Source organism: Allosphingosinicella sp. (genome assembly GCF_059502505.1).
Window position 1 is genome coordinate 650489 of record NZ_JCACEU010000014.1, and the last position, 16423, is coordinate 666911.

Here is a 16423-nt window from a genome sequence, read left to right on the forward strand (position 1 = left end):
CGGCGCCGGCCCGCTTCCTTGCCCAGGGAGCGGGCAAAGACGGCGTCGCTCGGTATGGACACTCGGCCCGGGGGCGAACCCAGCCACACGTCCGTTGCAGCACGTTACGTCCGGACGGACCGCCGCGCTGCCGGCTCTATCGGAAGTTCGCCAGTCCCGGCCCTACTTTGGCCGCCGCGTCTGGTCTCCCGCGATCGCCTGCCCGTCATTCGCGCTCCGGCTCAATCGGGGGCACCGGAGCGGCCCTGGCGGACCTTTGGCTTCAGGGCGTGCCGTTTCCGGCGGGGCTGCCCTTTGGCCATGAGTGCAACCTGTCACGCAGCTTCGAGTCGCAGAAGCGGAATCGACCTGTGGATAAGGAGGATAACGTGGATAAGTAACGTGCCCGGAACGGATGTCGGGAACTTTCCGGAACTTAGCTTTCGGCTGCGGCCGGCGCCTCGACGACGATTTCCGTCTTGAGCGAATTGGCGATGAAGCAGCGCTCGTGCGCCTCGTGGTGGAGCAGGTCGACCTGCTGAGGGCTCGGCTCTGTACCGCTGAAGCGAATGCGGGGCCGGAGGACAATGCGGGTCATCGCGATCTTGCCGGGGCTGACCCGTCCCATCGCGCCCTCGGCTTCGTCGAGGTAGCTGGCGATGTGCCATCCGGCTTCCTGCGCGAGGTTCAGGAACCAGAGCATGTGGCAGGCGGAGACGGAGGCGACGAGGGCCTCCTCCGGATCTACGCCCGCTGGATCCGAGAAGGGCAGGGGCACGACGTGCGGCGAGGAGGAGCCGCGGACGACGGCGCCGCCGTCGAAGATGATGCTGTGCGCCCGGCTGTAGCGGCCGCTCGCAAAATCCCCGTCATCCTGCCAGGCGATCGTCGCCGTATACTTGCCCATTCCCAGCCTTTAGCCCGCGTGCGCCGGCTCCTTCTTGGCGGACTTCGCGCCTTTCCCGGTCCCGGCGCTGCTCTTCACTTCGTCGAGCAGGCGCTTGCCCATCGCTCCCGCCGCGGCCTTGACCGCGACCTTGGCGCGGCTCGCCGTGCGTGCGGCTTCGCCGGCGGCGTCCTCTGCCTCCTCGCCCGCACTGCGCGCGGCGCGGCGCACGCTCTCATTCTCGGCCAGGGCAGCAATGGCGGCGAGCACCCCGGCGGAGATGATGTCGCTGACCACGGGATGGCGGACCAGTTGCTGGGCGGTGGCAGCCACTTCCCTCAGATTCTCGGGCAGCGGAACGCCGGCGAGTCGGGTGGGGAGCTGCTCGTCCTTCTTCTTCGACTTCTTCTTGTTCTTGCCTTTGCCCATGATCGGTCCTGCTCCGTCAGATCTATTCGACGATAATCTCGCTGCTCATTCCCAATATCCGGTGAAGAATGTTTCCGCAGCGAGCGCGGTAGCGGCCTGCCGCCGGAACGAGCAGGACCTCGCGCACGTCGCCTGCGCGAACGTTCACGCCGCCGCCTCTCACGACCTTCGTGTCGCGCCTGCGCAACTGCCCGGCGGCGAAGAACTCGTCGGCGCTGAAGCTGTGATCGCTCTGGCTGGTGTTGACGAAGCGGAGCCGCACCGGCTCCCCGGCCTTGAGGCGGATCGCGCCGGGCTCGATGTCGAAGTTGGACAGCCTCACCTCGACGTCGCGCGCCTGCCGCCATTCCGCCGCGGCCGCCGCGGGGGCGACGGCAAGGGCGAGGAGGCCGGCGGCAAGCAAGCGATACATGGGTGGGCTCCGATAATAGCGCCCCAGCATAGCGCGCTCAGCCGAGGCTTGCGAGCAGGTCGGCGGCGAAGTGGGTGAGCGTGTCGTCGCGCGCGCCCATGACGATGATGCGGTCGCCGGGGCGGGCAAGCGCGCCGAGGCGCTCGCCGCATTGAGCGCGATCGGGAATATGTTCAGCGTTGCGCCCCGCCGCGCGGACTCCCTCGACAATCTCAGCGCTGCCGATGGAGCGATCCACGGTGCCGCCGAAATAGACAGGGTCGGGCATGACCAGCACGTCCTCGGACCCGAGCCGCTGCGCGAAACAGTCGATCAGCTCCTGCCGCATCGTCCGCAGCGGGCCGTAGCCGTGCGGCTGGAACATCGCCAGGACGCGTCCCGGAAAGGCGTGGAGCGTGTCGAGCGTCGCGGCGATCTTGTCCGGATTGTGCCCGAAATCGTCGATGACGGTGATGCCGCCTCGCGTGCCGACCACTTCGAAACGGCGCCTCAGCCCCTGGAAGCCGGCGAGCGCCTCGGCGGCCTGCCGGAGGTCGACGCCCGCGGCCTGGGCTGCCGCGAGTGCCGCCAGCGCGTTCGCGGCATTGTGGCGGCCGGGAACGCCCAGACGGACCGGCACCGTCTCGCCGCTCCTTCCGTCGGTCACATCGAAGCTTATCGCGAGCGGCTCCTCGACGATATTGGCGCCGCGAAGGTCGGCGAGGTCGGCAAATCCGTAGAGGACGAGCCGCTCCGGATCGACCTGCGCGGCCAGCGACCGCGTCTCCTCGTCGTCGATGTTGAGAATGGCGACGTCGGCCTTGTCGACGAAGCTCAGGAACAGGCCGCGCAGCTCGTCCATCGACTTGTGATCAAGGGTGATGTTGTTGAGCACGGCGATGCGCGGCTGGTAGAGCGCGATCGAGCCGTCGCTCTCGTCCACCTCGCTGACGAAGGCGTCGCCGTCGCCGACCAGCGCGCTGGCGAAAGGCGTGTCGGCGGTGACGAAATTCTTCATCACCGCGCCGTTCATCACCGTCGGATTGACGCCGGTCTCGTGCAGGATCCAGCCGATCATGCCCGTAGTCGTGGACTTGCCGCTGGTGCCGCCGACCGCGATCGAGATCCGCGCCTCATTGAACAATCGGGCGAGGAGCTGGGGGCGCGTGATCTGCTCGGCGCCGAGCCGGCGCGCCGCCTGCACGTCCGGCACCGTCTCTTCGATCGCAGCCGAGGTGACGAGCAGCTGATCGGCGCTGCGCATCCCGCTGCCGTCCTGGGGATGGAGACGGATGCCGAGGCGCTGCAGGAATTCGAACTTCTCGGCGAGCCGCCCCTGGTCGAGCGAGCGGTCCGATCCCTCCACTTCAGAGCCGCGCGCGCGGACGATGCAGGCGAGCGGCAGCATGCCGCTCCCGCCGATCCCGCAGAAGAAATACTTGGTCTGGTCCATGCGCCAGCCCTATTGATGCGCCCCGCCGATGGGAAGCACCGGCGGCCGGTAAAGCGCTGAAAAGGGGCCAGTGATGCGGATAGGGGTGGTGGCGCCGAGCACGCCGATCGAGCCGGCAGTAGCCGAGCGCGTCACGGCCCTGGCTGCCGCGCATCATCCCGGGATCGAGATCGTCTTTCACCCGCAATGCTTCATCTCGCACAAGCATTTCGCCGGCACGGATGTCGAACGCGCGACGGCCTTCCTCGAAGTGGCCAATGACGACCAGTTCGATGCGCTGTGGCACGCACGTGGCGGATATGGCTCCAATCGCATCGCGGAAGCGCTGGTGGAGCGCCTCCAACCGGCCGCGCGCCGGAAAAGCTATCTCGGCTATAGCGATGCCGGCTTCACGCTCGCTGCCCTCTACGGCGCCGGTTTCGAGCGGGTCGTGCACTGCCCGATGCCGGCGGACATCAAGCGCGAGGGAGGGGAGTCTGCGGTGCTGCGGGTGCTCGGCTGGCTCGAGGGCGGACGCGAGGGGCTGGAGCCCTCGCTCGACCGAAAAGCCCCGGCGGCGGCGTTCAACATCACGGTTCTGAGCCATCTGCTCGGCACCGCCATCGAGCCCGATCTTGCCGGCCATGTGCTGATGCTGGAGGACGTCTCCGAGCACAGCTATCGCACCGACCGCGCGCTGTTCCGCATCACCAGCAGCGCGAACGTGCGACGCGTCGCCGGCATCCGCCTCGGCCGCTGCAGCCTGGTGCCGGAGAACGACCCCGACTTCGGCGAGACCGAGGAGGATATAATGCGCTTCTGGTGCGACCGCGCCGGCATCCCCTTTCTGGGGCCGGCTGATATCGGTCACGATGCCGACAACAAGATCGTGCCGTTCGGCTCGCCGGCAGCTTGAGTCGCCGCAGAAGCCGAGACCATTGCACTTGGCGCGCGTTTGCGCTCTAGAAGAGGCAGTTCACGAGGAGGAGCCTTCAATGGCAAAGGGCACAACGGGTAAATCGGGTGGTTCTGACGGTCTGCAGCGGCCGCTGAAGCCGTCGGCCGATCTGGCGGCGATCACGGGCACGGGCAACATCGCCCGTAGCGACGTCGTCAGCAAGATGTGGGAATATATCAAGAAGAACAATCTTCAGAACCCGCAGAACAAGCGCGAGATCCTGGCCGACGACAAGCTCAAGAAGATCTTCGGCGGCAAGGACAAGGTCTCGATGTTCGAAATGAACAAGCACCTGTCGGGCCACCTGAGCCAGCCGTAAGCCGCAACTTCCGGCTTCCAAAAGCCCTCTCCCGGCTGGGAGAGGGCTTTTTCATGCCCGGCCTAGATCAGGCCGCCTTCATCGGTGCGATCACCTGCGCGGCGAAGCGGTCCATCTCCTCCGCCTGCGGGCTCATCTGGAGCAGCAGCAGGTCTAGGCCGACCGCTTCATATTCTTCGATGCGCTCGCGGATCTGCTCCGGCGTCCCGACCAAATTGGGCCTGAGGCCCCGGTTCGACACCGAATATTCCTGAAGCTTCAGCTCCCGCTCCAGCTGCGTCCCCGACAGCCACTGGTCGAAATTGTCGAAGCCCGCGGGCGGCTGCGGCGGCATCGCCGTAATGCGGGCCAGCTCCTTCTTCGCCTCCGCCTCGCTGTCGCGGACGATCGCATAGGCGGCCATGCCGAACTGCATGCGATCGCCGCCGACCTTGGCCCGGCGCTCGTTCATATCCTCGATCTTCGGCTTGATCGCCTCGGGCGGGTCGCCGTGCATCACATAGGCGTCGCATTGCGTCGCGATCATCGTCTTGGCCGCCTCGCTCTCGCCGCCTGCATAGATGGTCGGCCAGGGCTGGGAGACCGGCTTGGGCTCGCAGATCGCGTCCTCGAGGTGGTAGCGGCCGCCCTCGAAGCTGAAATGCTTCTCGGTCCAGAGGCCGTGTACCACCGTCAGCCATTCGCGCGTGCGGGCATAGCGGTCGTCATGCTCGTCGAACTGCAGGCCGTATTGCTTCGCCTCGTTCGCCCACCAAGAGGAGACGACGTTGAGCGCCAGCCGCCCGCCGCTGATATTGTCGATGTTCGCCGCCTGCTTTGCGAACAAAGCCGGGTGGTGGAAATTGGGGCGGACCGCGACCATCAGCTCGATCGTCTCGGTCACCGCCGCCAGCGCCGCGGCCGTCGACCAGGCATCGAGCGCAGGCTCCTCGACGCCCTTGATGTCGTTGAGGTTGAGCTCGGCGATCAGCGACAGGTCCCAGCCGGTCTGCTCGCTGCGCTGCGTCAGCCGCTTCACATAGTCCCAGCTCGCCTCCATTCCCTCGTCGGACACGTTGCGAAGCCACCCGCCGAACACGGGCATCCAGTAACCGAACCTCATGCGGCGTCCTTCTCTGCAATGGCGGCGGCGATATAATCGACGAGCCGCTCGTGCGGGTCCCAGCCGAGCGCGTTCAGCGGGTCGGCAACGAAGTTGGACAGGGCGTTGATGTCGTAGAAGCGGGGCGTGCCGTCGCGATCGTCGATCAGCACCTCGACGCCGCCGACGTCGAGGCCTACCGCCTGCGCGATCCGCTCTGCCGCTTCGACGATCTCCGGAGCGGGAGCCACTGCCGCGATCCGGATCGCCTTGCGCCCCGGCGCCGCGATGCAGGCATCGGCCGGGCAAAGATCGAAGCTGTCGCCGCCGCTCTCCACCTCGATCGCGTAGAGGAACTTGCCGCCGAGCGTCTCGATGCGAATGATCGAGCCGCCGCGCGCAGGGGCATAATCCTGGAGCAGCAGCACCTTGTCGACGCTGTCCGGCACGGTGCCCTCCCGGACCGATCGGGCAAGCTCATCCTCGCTCGAATAGCGGGTAATCCCGGCACCGGAGCCGCCGATATTCGCCTTCACCAGCAGAGGGAAGCGCATGCCTCGCGACGCCGTGACCAGCTCGTCGGCGCGGTGCACGACCCGGGTCTCCGGCACTGCATAGCCGAGGCGCGAGATGAGCGAGAGCTGACGCGCCTTGGAGGAGTCGATCGCGATCACATCGGCGCCGTTCAGGACCCGCGCTCCGCACGCTTCCCAGTGGGCGAGCAAAGATTCGGCATAGAAGATGCCGTGGTCGGTCTCGCGCAGGAAGCTCGACATGGCGACACGGCTGAGCACCACCGGCGCGGGTATGTCGGCCGACACCGGATCGAAGCTATGATCGGAGAGGCGGATCGCCTCAAAGCGGATGCCGCGCCCTTCCAGCGCCGCGAACAGCGGCTCGAACCATTTCGGGTGCTCGTAGAGCACCGCCAGCTGCGGCTTCATGACGGACCTTGTGATGCGCCCGGACGGGCGGGAGGCGCCCATCTGTGTCCGGGGCCGCTGAAATGCAACTTTGCCGCGGCAAGGCCAGCGTTTAGGAAGCTCCGGCACGGCGCAGCCGCGTCGCGCTTATTTCCTGCCAACCGCCGAAGTTTGGAAGAGATTGCCCGATGAGCCGCATATTTGAGCAGCGTTATGCGATTTCGCGCCGCCGCCTGATCCAGAGCTTCGGCGCGCTGGCGGCGATGCCGCTGCTCGGCACCGAAGCGCTCGCCCAGCCGATCTTCGCCACCTATCCCTTCCAGCTCGGCGTGGCGGCCGGCGATCCGATGCCTGACGGCTTCGTCATCTGGACCCGGCTCGCACCGGAACCGCTCGAAATCGGGCACGGCATGCCGTCGCAGCCGGTCGAAGTGCAGTGGGAAGTCGCCTCGGACCGCGGCTTCAGGACGATCGTCCAGAAGGGCACCGCCGTCGCTCGGCCGGAGCTCGGCCACAGCGTCCATGTGGAAGTGGCGGGGCTCAATCCCGCGACCACCTACTGGTACCGCTTCATCGCCGGCACGGAGCGCAGCCTCTACGGCCGCGCCAAGACCATGCCGGCTATGGGCTCCAGCCTCGCCCGCGTCCGCTTCGCGTCGGCGGGCTGCCAGCATTACGAGCAGGGCCTGTTCACCGCCTACCGCAAGCTCGCCGCCGAGCCCGATCTCGACTTCGTCTTCCACTATGGCGACTATATCTACGAATATCGCGGCGAGCGGCTGTGGAACAGTCCGGGCGGCCCGGTCGAGAATGTCCGCCGCCACGTCGACCTCGAAATCTACAGCCTCGACGATTATCGCCGCCGCTACGCCCAGTATAAGATGGACGCGGACCTGCAGGCGGCGCACGCCGCGGCGGCATGGTTCGTGACCTGGGACGATCACGAGATCGAGAATAACTGGGTCGGCTCGATCGACGAGAACGGGACGCCGCCGGCCACCTTCAACCTGCGCAGGCAGGCCGCCGCCCAAGCCTATTACGAAAACATGCCGCTCCGGGCGAGGTCCTTCCCGGTCGGGCCTTCGCTGCAGCTCTACCGCCGCGCCGTCTATGGCGACCTGCTCGATCTCAACCTGCTCGACACCCGCCAATATCGCACCGACCAGCCCTGCGACGACAAATGGGGCGTTCCATGCGGCGAACTCGACCGCGCCAATGCCGAGGTGCTCGGGGCGGCGCAGGAAAAGTGGCTGATGGACAACCTCGCCGGCTCGCGTGCCCGCTGGAAGGCGCTGGCGCAGCAGATCATGATGATGGATCTCGACCGGGTGCCGGCGCCGGATGTCTTCGCCGTGAACCCCGACAGCTGGGGCGGCTATCAGCGTCCGCGCGACCGGCTGCTGCGCTTCATCCGCGATCGCCGCATCGCCAACACCATCGTCCTCACCGGCGACGAGCACCAGAATTTCGCCGGCGAGCTCCACCTCGACGGCCGCAACCCGGAAGGCGAGCCGATCGCCACCGAGTTCGTCGCCACCTCGATCAGCTCCGGCGGCACCGGCAACGACCAGCGGCCGGACATGGTTGAGATCCAGCAGGCCAGCCCCTTCCTCAAGTTCAACAACAACCAGCGCGGCTATCTGGTCTGCGACGTCACGCCGGAGCGCTGGCTGAGCGAGTTCAAGGTCGTCGATCAGGTGATGCAGCCGGGCGGGGCGCTCTCGACGCGCGCGTCCCTGGCCGTCGCTGCAGGCGATCCAAGGATTGTCGCCGCCTGAGAGGTTAACCTAAATTAGCCTTTTGGACTGAACGACTTACTTACATCGGTTCGTCGCATGCCCGGGGAACGTCAGGAGCGCGGCGGGGGTTCGCTACTTGCGTATCCAGTGCCCGCAACGCCTTCCCCGGGGAGTCCATTCATGTTCATTCACAACAAGAAGCTGCAATATACCGTCCGCGTCTCGGAGCCGGATCCGGTGCTCGGCACCTACATGCTCGAGCAGTTCGGCGGCCCCGACGGAGAGCTTGCCGCCGCCATGCGCTACTTCAGTCAGGGGCTTGCCGAGGACGACCCCGGCCGCAAGGACATGCTGATGGACATCGCCACCGAGGAACTCAGCCACCTCGAGGTGATCGGCTCGATCGTGACGATGCTGAACAAGGGCGCCAAGGCGAAGATGGCGGAGGGCAGCATGTCCGAGGCCGAGCTGTACCGGGAGATCAATGCCGGCGGCATCAGCCACACCGAATCGATCCTCTACGGCGGCGGCCCCGCCTTCGTGAACTCGTCGGGCGTGCCGTGGAACGGCCATTATGTCGACACGCGCGGCGAGCCGACCGTGGACCTGCGCTCCAACATCGCCGCCGAGGCGCGGGCGAAGATCGTCTATGAGCGGCTGATCAACGTCACCGATGATCCCGGCGTGAAGGATGCGCTCACCTTCCTGATGACCCGCGAAGTCGCGCACCAGAAGAGCTTCGAGAAGGCGCTCTATTCGATCGAGAACAACTTCCCGCCGGGCAAGCTGCCGGGCCGTCCGGAATTCGCCAGCCTCTACGTCAACACCTCGCAGGGTCAGGGCGATGCGGTCGGGCCGTGGAACGACGGCGACGAGTGGGAGCGCATGGACAATATCGTCGAGAATATCCCGGTGGACGGCGGCGACGGCCTCGCGTCGGTCAATCTGTCGGGCCGCGAAGCCAAGGACAATGTCGCGCTGGCGGAGCGCACCAAGTCCGACACCAGCCGCAACCCGACCACCGGCACCGATCTCGGCGCCGGCCCGGGTGCGGGCAAGACCAAGGCGATCCCGCTCGATCATTGAGCGGAGCGGGGCTCCGTCGCGCTAGAGGCGGAGCCCCATTTCCGCGGCTGTATCGGGCCGGGTGCCGGAGCGGCGCCAATATTCGACTAAGCCAAGCTCCTCGACCAGCGGCAGGAAGCGCGGATCGCGCCGCATGGCCCGCGTGCTGGGCGCGAAGAGGATGTGCGTGACGAGCCGGTCGCGCGGCGTGTAGCCGCCCTGCTGGGTAGTGAAGCGGGTCGTGCTGACGCGGAAGTGGCGCCCGAAATAATAAGCCTCGGCGAAGCGAAACGCCTCGTCGAGCAGGCCTGCGGGCGCTGCGAACTGGATCGCATTCTCTACAAAGCCGGCACCCATCGGCGCGGCCCTGCGATACGCGGCCAGCGCAGCTTCCACATCCGCCGGCGCCCTGGTCAGGAAAGCGCGGGCGTTGAGGTCGTTCACCTCGAAATTCCAGTCGGGGATCCCGGTGGGACGCACCGCCCGGTTTGCGGACAGCGCCAGCGCCTCCTGCGGGCGGCCGGTGCGGGCGAGCATCCAGAAGCGCCCGAACCAGATCGCGAAGTTGCGCGGCCAGAGCGACAGCGACCGCTCAGTCACCCGGTCCGCTTCGTCGAGCCGCCCGGCCGCCCAGAGCAGCATCGCATAGCGATACTGGACGAGCGGCTGGATGAGCTTGCCCGCGCCCAATGTCTCGAAGCTGTCCAGGGCCTCCCTCGTCCGCCCGACGTTCCAGCGTAGCGAATTGAGCACGCCGCCCGCGTCGAAACGGCCGACGGCACTGGACTTGATCGCCGACCGCTCGACCGCCAGCCAATTGCCGAACAGCGGCATGTCCATCAGCATCGCGCCATGGGCGGCGGGATTGTCTGGGTCGAGTTCGAGCGCGCGCCGGGCGGCTGACCGCGACCGCTCCTGCGCGACCTGCGCCTCCCGCGGCGGCAAGGAATTGCGGCTCTGCTGGTAGGCGACGGCGAGCGCGCCCCAGACCTGCGCCGACTGGGGCGCGATCTCGGCGGCGCGGCGGAGGAAGCCGATCCCCTCGGCGTTCCGCTCGGTGAGGCCGATCCGCATCGCCTCCAGGCCCTGCTGATAATAGGGTTCGGCCTCGGCCGGCACGCCATCGTCGTCGCGCAACGCAAACCAGGCGGCACCGCCTCCCGCTGCGAGGAGGGCGCCGCCGCCCGCCAGAAGAGCACGTCGGCTGAAGCGGGGCTTCACGGCGGCCAGCGCGCCCGGGATCGGCGCGCTCTCGTCCGTCAGGAGGCGATAGCCGACCTTGGTGATGGTCTCGAGCCGTGCGCTGCCGGCGCCGACCGTGTCGCAGAGCTTGCGGACCTTGGAGATGACGCGGTTGATCGCATCCTCGCCGACGACGCGGCCTTCCCAGCAGCAGGCGATGAGGTCGTCGCGCGACACGATCTCGCCGCTCGCCTGGGCCAGCGCGACCAGCACCTGCATGACGCGCGGCTCGATCACCTCGCGTGCGCTCGGGCCGATCACCTCGCGGGTGCCGGGCCGGACCTCCATCGCCCCGATTCGAAAGGGCGCGGCATGGGCAAGAACGATGGTGGGCGCTTCGCTGGCCATGTCAGGCGTTCATCGGCACTTTATCGGCAGATCATCAGGCCGGCATCCTGTCGGACGAAGCCTGAACGGGACCAGTCTCTGTCATCCCGGCGCGGAACGGCCGCGCCCGAATGGAGACTTCGCATGACCCGCACCTTCGCACTCGCCGCCCTCCTCTCTCTCGTGACTATCACGCCCGCCGCCGCCGAGGAACAGAAGTGGGAGATCGGCTCCACTTTCCTGATCCGCGGCTCCGATCTTGATCTCGCCACCAGCGACGGTCGCGAGCGCCTGCTTCGCCGCGTCGAGCGGGCCGGCGTCCAGATCTGCCGCGACGAGCGGCCGAAGATCGCGTTCGAACGCTGCGCTTCCGCCGCGCTGGACAAGGCTCTCGCGACCGCCCCAACGCGGTTGAAAGTCTCGCTTGAGGCTGCTCTCGCGGCCCGCCAGGAGACCTTGATGGCCGCCCGATGACAAGCCAGCCGGCGTGGCCGCAAATGGCCGCGCCGGCTCAGCGAAATGGACGCCAAGTCAACTCATGATAACGGTGACGTAACTACTGGGACGTGGTGGCCTAAAGCTTCGTCTTGACGCGTGACTTATTCCGCTCGTCGTGGACGCCGCAACCATAATCCGTCGCACTTCTTCTCGATCTTCAACAGCCGGACTCCGGCTTCGAACAGGGATGAAGTTGGCTCGACGCTCTCTTCTGTCGGCTATTGGAAAGCCCCGATCCGCCGCCTGCCGGCGCAGCCTTTCCGCTCCCGTTCCCACGCGCGCTTTCGAGCGTTTCCCCCGCCCTCGGACGACCGCTGCCGCCTGCAGGATCGGCGCGGTCCCGACGCGATTCACGACATCAGGAGAGTTGAATGTGCTGGATCTGTGACGCCGACAAATCGCAGCTTGCTAGGAATTATTGGGCTGGCAAGCTCACCACTCATTATCAGACCGCCACTCAAGCCGATCTGCCCGGCGCTTTCGCGCTGGCGGCGGGGCCGCTCGGCCTGACGTTCGGCGGCAAGAGCTATGACGCGATGCCGATCGACGGGGTCGGCGACCTGAAGCCGCTCACCGCCCAGAACATCCTGATCCTCACGCCCGACAACATCCCGGGCGACACCAGCACCACCCGCATCGTCGAGGTGAACGGACCGAGCCTCGTCTCCACGATCAACATGATCGGCGACATGGACTTCTTCAAGGTCGAGCTGGTCGCCGGCCGCACCTACGACATCGGCCAATATGCCAAGCTGCTCGGCCCCACCGGCATCCCGCTCGCCGACGCCTATGTCGAGCTCTACGACAGCGCCGGCAACCTGGTCGTCTCCGCCGACGGCGGCGGCCCCAACACGCCCAGTGGTCTTGATGCCCTGCTCACCTATGTCGCCCAGAGCAGCGGCACCTATTACATCAATGCCCGCGCGTTCGATCAGGACGCCACCAACGGCACCGGCGGCGACGCGATCGGCGATTACGAGCTGTTCGTGAAGGACGTCACCGGCAAGCCGACCTACCAGCCTTATTACTCGCCGGACAGCCCGCTCCACTCGCTCGACTGGGGCAGCCAGGTGGACCGCACCTCCCGCAATCCCGACGGCGCCGAGGGTCCGCGCGTCACTGGCAACGCCTTCACCGGCGTCGGCGGCAATCCGTTCGGCATCGAGGGCAAGAACGTCATCACCGTCTACTTCGCCAAGGCCGGCGACGTCTTCATAAGCGAGGATCCGACCAGCCCCGGCACCACCGAGAACATCGTCGCCAAGGGCCTGCAGGCCTGGGAGAAGGAGGCGTTCCTACTCGCCTTCGACTTCTATGAGCAGGTCGCGGACCTGGTCTTCGTCGAAGTCGACAACCGCGCCGAGGCCGACTTCAAGATCATCACCTATCTCGGCACGCCGGGCGCCGGCGCGTCGCTGCTCGGCAGGATGAGCCCGCCCAACGAGCAGAATGAAGGCCAGGCCGAGTTCAACGCCGGCGACGTGCGCTGGACCGAGGAGGGCCTGCAGCCGGGTGGCTTCTACTTCCCGACGCTGCTGCACGAATTCGGCCACGGCCTCGGCATGGCCCACCCGCATGACAATGGCGGGCGCTCCAGCATCATGCGCGGCGCCGGCGGCGGCACGGCCGGGATCGGCGGCGGCTTCGGAGACTTCGACCTCAGCCAGCAGGTCTTCACCATCATGTCCTACAATGACGGCTGGTCGACCTCGCCCTACGGCCAATCGCGCTCAGGTGGCATCACCGGCCTTGAGGTCGATCATTTCGGCTGGGTCGCGACGCTCAGCCCCCTCGATATCGCCGTCATCCAAGACAAATATGGCGTCAACGAGGAGTGGGCGACCGGCGACGACACCTATGCGCTGAAGGACGTCAACGCGCCCGGCACCTTCTACGCCTCGATCTGGGATGCCGGCGGCACCGACCAGATCGTCTATGACGGCGCCCGCGACGCGACCATGGACCTTCGCCCCGCGACGCTGCAATATGAGGAAGGCGGCGGCGGTCGTGTCTCCTTCGCCTATGGCATTCACGGCGGCTTCACCATCGCCAACAGCGTGACCATCGAGAATGCGCGCGGCGGCTCCGGCAACGACACGCTGATCGGCAACGACGCCGCCAACGTCCTGACCGGCGGCCTCGGCAAGGATGCCCTGACCGGCGGTGCCGGCGCGGACGTCTTCGCCTATGATACGCTCGCCGACAGCGGCGCCGGCAGTGGCCGCGACGTCATCTCCGACTTCGATCAGGGCAGCGACCTCATCGACCTCTCGGACCTGGCGCTGTCGACATTCATCGGCGACGCTCGCTTCTCGGGCACGGCGGGCGAAGTCCGCGCGGTCAGCTTCGACGGCACGACGATCATCGAAGGCGACAGCAACGGCGATCGCGTTGCCGACTTCCAGATCGAGCTTGCCGACGCGCTGGCGCTGACCGTGGACGATTTCGTCGGCCTCGAGGCACCGGCCGAGCTCGATACGGAGGTAATTTTTGAGCCGGTGGGCAGCGGCTTCGGCGGCGGCAGCTACGATCCATCCATGTTGGCGCGCAGCGACAGCGTCGCCATGCATCAGGACGTGATGGTCGTCTAAGGCGCCAGAGCGGCGTCCCTGAGCCCGCGCCAGACCTTCACGGCCTGGACCGTCTCGGGGACGTCGTGGACGCGCAGCAAGTGGACACCCTGGTCGGCGCCTTTCAGGGCGAGAGCGACCGAGCCGGGCAGGCGCCGGTCCGCGGGCGCCTCGCCGGCGAGCGCACCAATCATTCGCTTGCGGCTGGCGCCGAGCATGATCGGGCAGCCGAGACCGTGGAGCAGCGACAGGCCGTTCAGCAGCTGAAGATTGTGCTGCACATTCTTGCCGAAGCCGATCCCCGGATCGACGATGATCCTGGCGCGATCGATGCCGGCGGTGACTGCCGCCTCGATCCGCGTCTCCAGCCAGTCATAGACTTCGAGCAGCACGGGACGATCATAGCGCGGCGCATCCTGCATCGTCTCCGGCGTTCCCTGATGATGCATCAGCACGATCGGGCAGCCTGCGCGCGCTACGATGCCGGCCGACCGCTCGTCGAAGGAAAGAGCGGAGACGTCATTGATCATCGTCGCGCCCGTGGCGAGCGCCGCCTCCATCACCGCCGCCTTGCGTGTGTCGATCGAAAGCGCGGTGCCGGCGGCCGCGAGTGGACGGACCGCCGGCAGGATGCGCTCGATCTCATCCCCTTCCCAGACCGGCTTGGAGCCCGGGCGGGTGGACTCGCCGCCAAGCTCGACGATCGCGGCGCCGGCCGCGGCCATGTCGTGCCCCGCCCGGATCGCGGCAGCCGCCTCCTCATGCGCGCCGCCATCCGAGAAGCTGTCCGGAGTGATGTTGACGATGCCGACCACCTGCGGCTGGTCGAGCCGGACGACCCGCTCGCCGAGCATGAGCGGAGGCCGCGGGCGGGTGATATTCTCCCAGGCGGCGCGGCCCGCCTCGTCGAGCCGCTCCTCGATCCCTCCGACCGGCACCAACTCGGCCGCCAGCCGCCCATCCTGGACACGCAGCAGCTCGACCGCCGAGAACCAGAGCAGCCCCCCGGCAAGCCGCGCCACCTTTCCGTCATGCCCGAACGGCGCGTCGACGAATGCCGTGGGGCGGAGATAGATACGCTCGCTCATGCCGGGCTTCCGTAAGGTCAGTCGAGCGTCGCGATATACTTCTGTCTGAGATCGTCGAGGGCAATCAGCGCCTCGCCCTGCTCGACGTGCCAGAAGGTCCAGCCGTTGCAGCTCGGCGCACCTTGGGCGGCGGCGCCGATCTGGTGGATGGAGCCCATCTTGCCAGCCATTTCGACCGACGCGTCGGCGCCGACCCGGGCGGTCCAACGGCGCTTGGAGTCGGTGAGGACCGCGCCGGGCTCGATCATGCCGGTCTCGATCAGGGCGCCGAACGGCACCTTCGGTTGGGCGCGCTTCGACGCCATCGTCCGCATCGCGCTCTCGTCCAGCTCGAGCGTCGAGGCGATCCGCTCGCGCGCCACCTTCACATATTTCTGCTCGCGCTCGATACCGATCCAGTTGCGTCCCAGTCGCCGCGCCACCGCGCCGGTGGTGCCGGTGCCGAAGAAGGGGTCAAGCACGACGTCGCCTTTGCTCGTGCAGGCGAGCAGGACGCGGTAGAGCAGGGCCTCGGGCTTCTGGGTCGGATGCGCCTTGACCCCGTCGGTCTTCACCCGCTCGCCGCCCGAGCAGATCGGGATCACCCAGTCGGAGCGCATCTGGAGTTCGTCGTTGAGCGCCTTCATCGCCCGGTAGTTGAAGGTGTAGCGGCTGTCCTCCGATCGGCTCGCCCAGATCAGGGTCTCATGCGCGTTGGTGAAGCGGGTGCCCCGGAAGTTCGGCATCGGGTTCGACTTGCGCCAGACGATGTCGTTCAGGATCCAATAGCCGAGATCCTGGAGCGCGGCGCCGCAGCGGAAGATGTTGTGGTAGGAGCCGATCACCCAGAGCGTGCCGTCCGGCTTCAGGATGCGGCGCGCTTCGGTCAGCCAGGCGCGGGTGAAGGCGTCGTAGCTGGCGAAGGTGTCGAACTTGTCCCAATCGTCGTCGACCGCGTCGACGCGGCTGCCCTCGGGCCGGAACAGGTCGCCGCCCAGCTGGAGATTGTAGGGCGGATCGGCGAAGACCATGTCGACGCAGGCGTCCGGAAGGGCGGCCATGGCGGCGATGCAATCGCCCTCGATGATGCGATTTACGGGCAAATCAAGTGGCTTGGGCGTCGCTTTGGCGCGCCGCGCACTCGTTCCGACACGTCCCATGACGCTCATTCAATCTCGCCCCCGTCTTCCCCAAAGACAGCCAGCCTGAGTCAGCCGGCCGATCCCGTCAAGCGAAACAGTTCAGACTGAATGTTAAGATTGGTTAAGATATAGTGGGAACGGAAGGAGTCCCCCACTAGATGTTGTGACGGGCGCCAAAGTTCAGACTCAATCTGAAGTGGTGTGGCTGGAAAGACTCAGATCGTAGTTGTTATCGCCGGCGCACGGATTCCGCAGCATCGACAGCCGCTTCGCGAGGCTTGCAAAGCCGGAAGAGCGGGGTGCCCCCATTTGCGTCAGCCGGCGCCGCCCACGCTTCATCCGAGCCGCCGCTGGGACGCGACGAAGCGCCGGAAC

At 66.8% G+C, this 16423-nt stretch carries 15 protein-coding genes; 6 read left to right on the forward strand and 9 right to left on the reverse strand.

Annotated elements, in window-relative coordinates; all coding sequences use genetic code 11:
- Positions 1 to 415: 415 nt before the first annotated feature.
- Genes AC5JBD_RS05480 through AC5JBD_RS05495 form a run of 4 tightly spaced genes read right to left on the reverse strand, consistent with a single transcriptional unit; the run spans position 416 to position 3138 of the window.
- Positions 416 to 886, reverse strand: coding sequence for an OsmC family protein (locus AC5JBD_RS05480; RefSeq protein WP_495720747.1), 471 nt, complete (start codon positions 884 to 886; stop codon positions 416 to 418).
- Positions 887 to 895: 9 nt separating this feature from the next.
- Positions 896 to 1294 carry a hypothetical protein gene (locus AC5JBD_RS05485; protein ID WP_495720748.1) on the reverse strand — a complete coding sequence of 133 codons (399 nt, stop codon included), beginning with the start codon at positions 1292 to 1294 and terminating at the stop codon, positions 896 to 898.
- A 22-nt stretch (positions 1295 to 1316) separates the two neighbouring features.
- The gene (locus AC5JBD_RS05490; protein ID WP_495720749.1) at positions 1317 to 1706 is read right to left on the reverse strand and encodes a cupredoxin domain-containing protein; all 390 of its coding nucleotides are present in this window, start codon (positions 1704 to 1706) and stop codon (positions 1317 to 1319) included.
- A 37-nt stretch (positions 1707 to 1743) separates the two neighbouring features.
- Positions 1744 to 3138, reverse strand: coding sequence for a UDP-N-acetylmuramate--L-alanine ligase (locus tag AC5JBD_RS05495; RefSeq protein ID WP_495720750.1), 1395 nt, complete (start codon positions 3136 to 3138; stop codon positions 1744 to 1746).
- A gap of 70 nt (positions 3139 to 3208) precedes the next feature.
- Between AC5JBD_RS05495 and AC5JBD_RS05500 the strand changes: the two genes are divergently transcribed.
- Both AC5JBD_RS05500 and AC5JBD_RS05505 read left to right on the forward strand, forming a co-directional pair.
- A complete protein-coding gene (locus AC5JBD_RS05500) occupies positions 3209 to 4033 on the forward strand; it encodes an LD-carboxypeptidase (protein ID WP_495720751.1) in 825 nt (274 codons plus the stop codon).
- Positions 4034 to 4112: 79 nt separating this feature from the next.
- Entirely contained in the window at positions 4113 to 4394 is a 282-nt protein-coding gene (locus tag AC5JBD_RS05505) for an SWIB/MDM2 domain-containing protein (RefSeq protein ID WP_495720752.1), read from the forward strand.
- 67 nt (positions 4395 to 4461) lie between these two features.
- Here the strand turns inward: AC5JBD_RS05505 and AC5JBD_RS05510 are convergent, their stop codons facing one another.
- Together AC5JBD_RS05510 and AC5JBD_RS05515 are read right to left on the reverse strand one after the other, a co-directional pair.
- Positions 4462 to 5496: an LLM class flavin-dependent oxidoreductase gene (locus tag AC5JBD_RS05510; RefSeq protein ID WP_495720753.1), complete on the reverse strand. Its 1035-nt coding sequence runs from the start codon at positions 5494 to 5496 to the stop codon at positions 4462 to 4464.
- On the reverse strand, positions 5493 to 6419 hold the full coding sequence (locus AC5JBD_RS05515; RefSeq protein WP_495720754.1) for an ATP-grasp domain-containing protein: 927 nt from the start codon (positions 6417 to 6419) through the stop codon (positions 5493 to 5495). Before AC5JBD_RS05515 ends, AC5JBD_RS05510 begins: the two co-directional genes overlap by 4 nt.
- Before the next feature lie 167 nt (positions 6420 to 6586).
- Between AC5JBD_RS05515 and AC5JBD_RS05520 the strand changes: the two genes are divergently transcribed.
- Positions 6587 to 8176, forward strand: a complete 1590-nt coding sequence (locus AC5JBD_RS05520; RefSeq protein WP_495720755.1) for an alkaline phosphatase D family protein — start codon at positions 6587 to 6589, stop codon at positions 8174 to 8176.
- A gap of 141 nt (positions 8177 to 8317) precedes the next feature.
- The gene (locus AC5JBD_RS05525; protein ID WP_495720756.1) at positions 8318 to 9223 is read left to right on the forward strand and encodes a manganese catalase family protein; all 906 of its coding nucleotides are present in this window, start codon (positions 8318 to 8320) and stop codon (positions 9221 to 9223) included.
- Between the two features lie 21 nt (positions 9224 to 9244).
- On the opposite strand, the gene AC5JBD_RS05530 is transcribed toward AC5JBD_RS05525, so the two are convergent.
- Complete coding sequence (locus tag AC5JBD_RS05530) at positions 9245 to 10792, reverse strand: winged helix-turn-helix domain-containing protein (RefSeq protein ID WP_495720757.1); 1548 nt, start codon at positions 10790 to 10792, stop codon at positions 9245 to 9247.
- 123 nt (positions 10793 to 10915) lie between these two features.
- On the opposite strand from AC5JBD_RS05530, the gene AC5JBD_RS05535 reads away from it, so the two are divergent.
- Positions 10916 to 11245, forward strand: a complete 330-nt coding sequence (locus AC5JBD_RS05535; RefSeq protein WP_495720758.1) for a UrcA family protein — start codon at positions 10916 to 10918, stop codon at positions 11243 to 11245.
- 395 nt (positions 11246 to 11640) lie between these two features.
- Entirely contained in the window at positions 11641 to 13860 is a 2220-nt protein-coding gene (locus AC5JBD_RS05540) for a M10 family metallopeptidase C-terminal domain-containing protein (RefSeq protein ID WP_495720759.1), read from the forward strand.
- Here the strand turns inward: AC5JBD_RS05540 and folP are convergent.
- Both folP and AC5JBD_RS05550 read right to left on the reverse strand, forming a co-directional pair.
- Positions 13857 to 14927 carry a dihydropteroate synthase gene (gene folP, locus AC5JBD_RS05545; RefSeq protein WP_495720760.1) on the reverse strand — a complete coding sequence of 357 codons (1071 nt, stop codon included), beginning with the start codon at positions 14925 to 14927 and terminating at the stop codon, positions 13857 to 13859. The genes AC5JBD_RS05540 and folP overlap by 4 nt on opposite strands.
- A gap of 17 nt (positions 14928 to 14944) precedes the next feature.
- Positions 14945 to 16075 carry a site-specific DNA-methyltransferase gene (locus AC5JBD_RS05550; protein WP_495720761.1) on the reverse strand — a complete coding sequence of 377 codons (1131 nt, stop codon included), beginning with the start codon at positions 16073 to 16075 and terminating at the stop codon, positions 14945 to 14947.
- Positions 16076 to 16423: the final 348 nt, after the last annotated feature.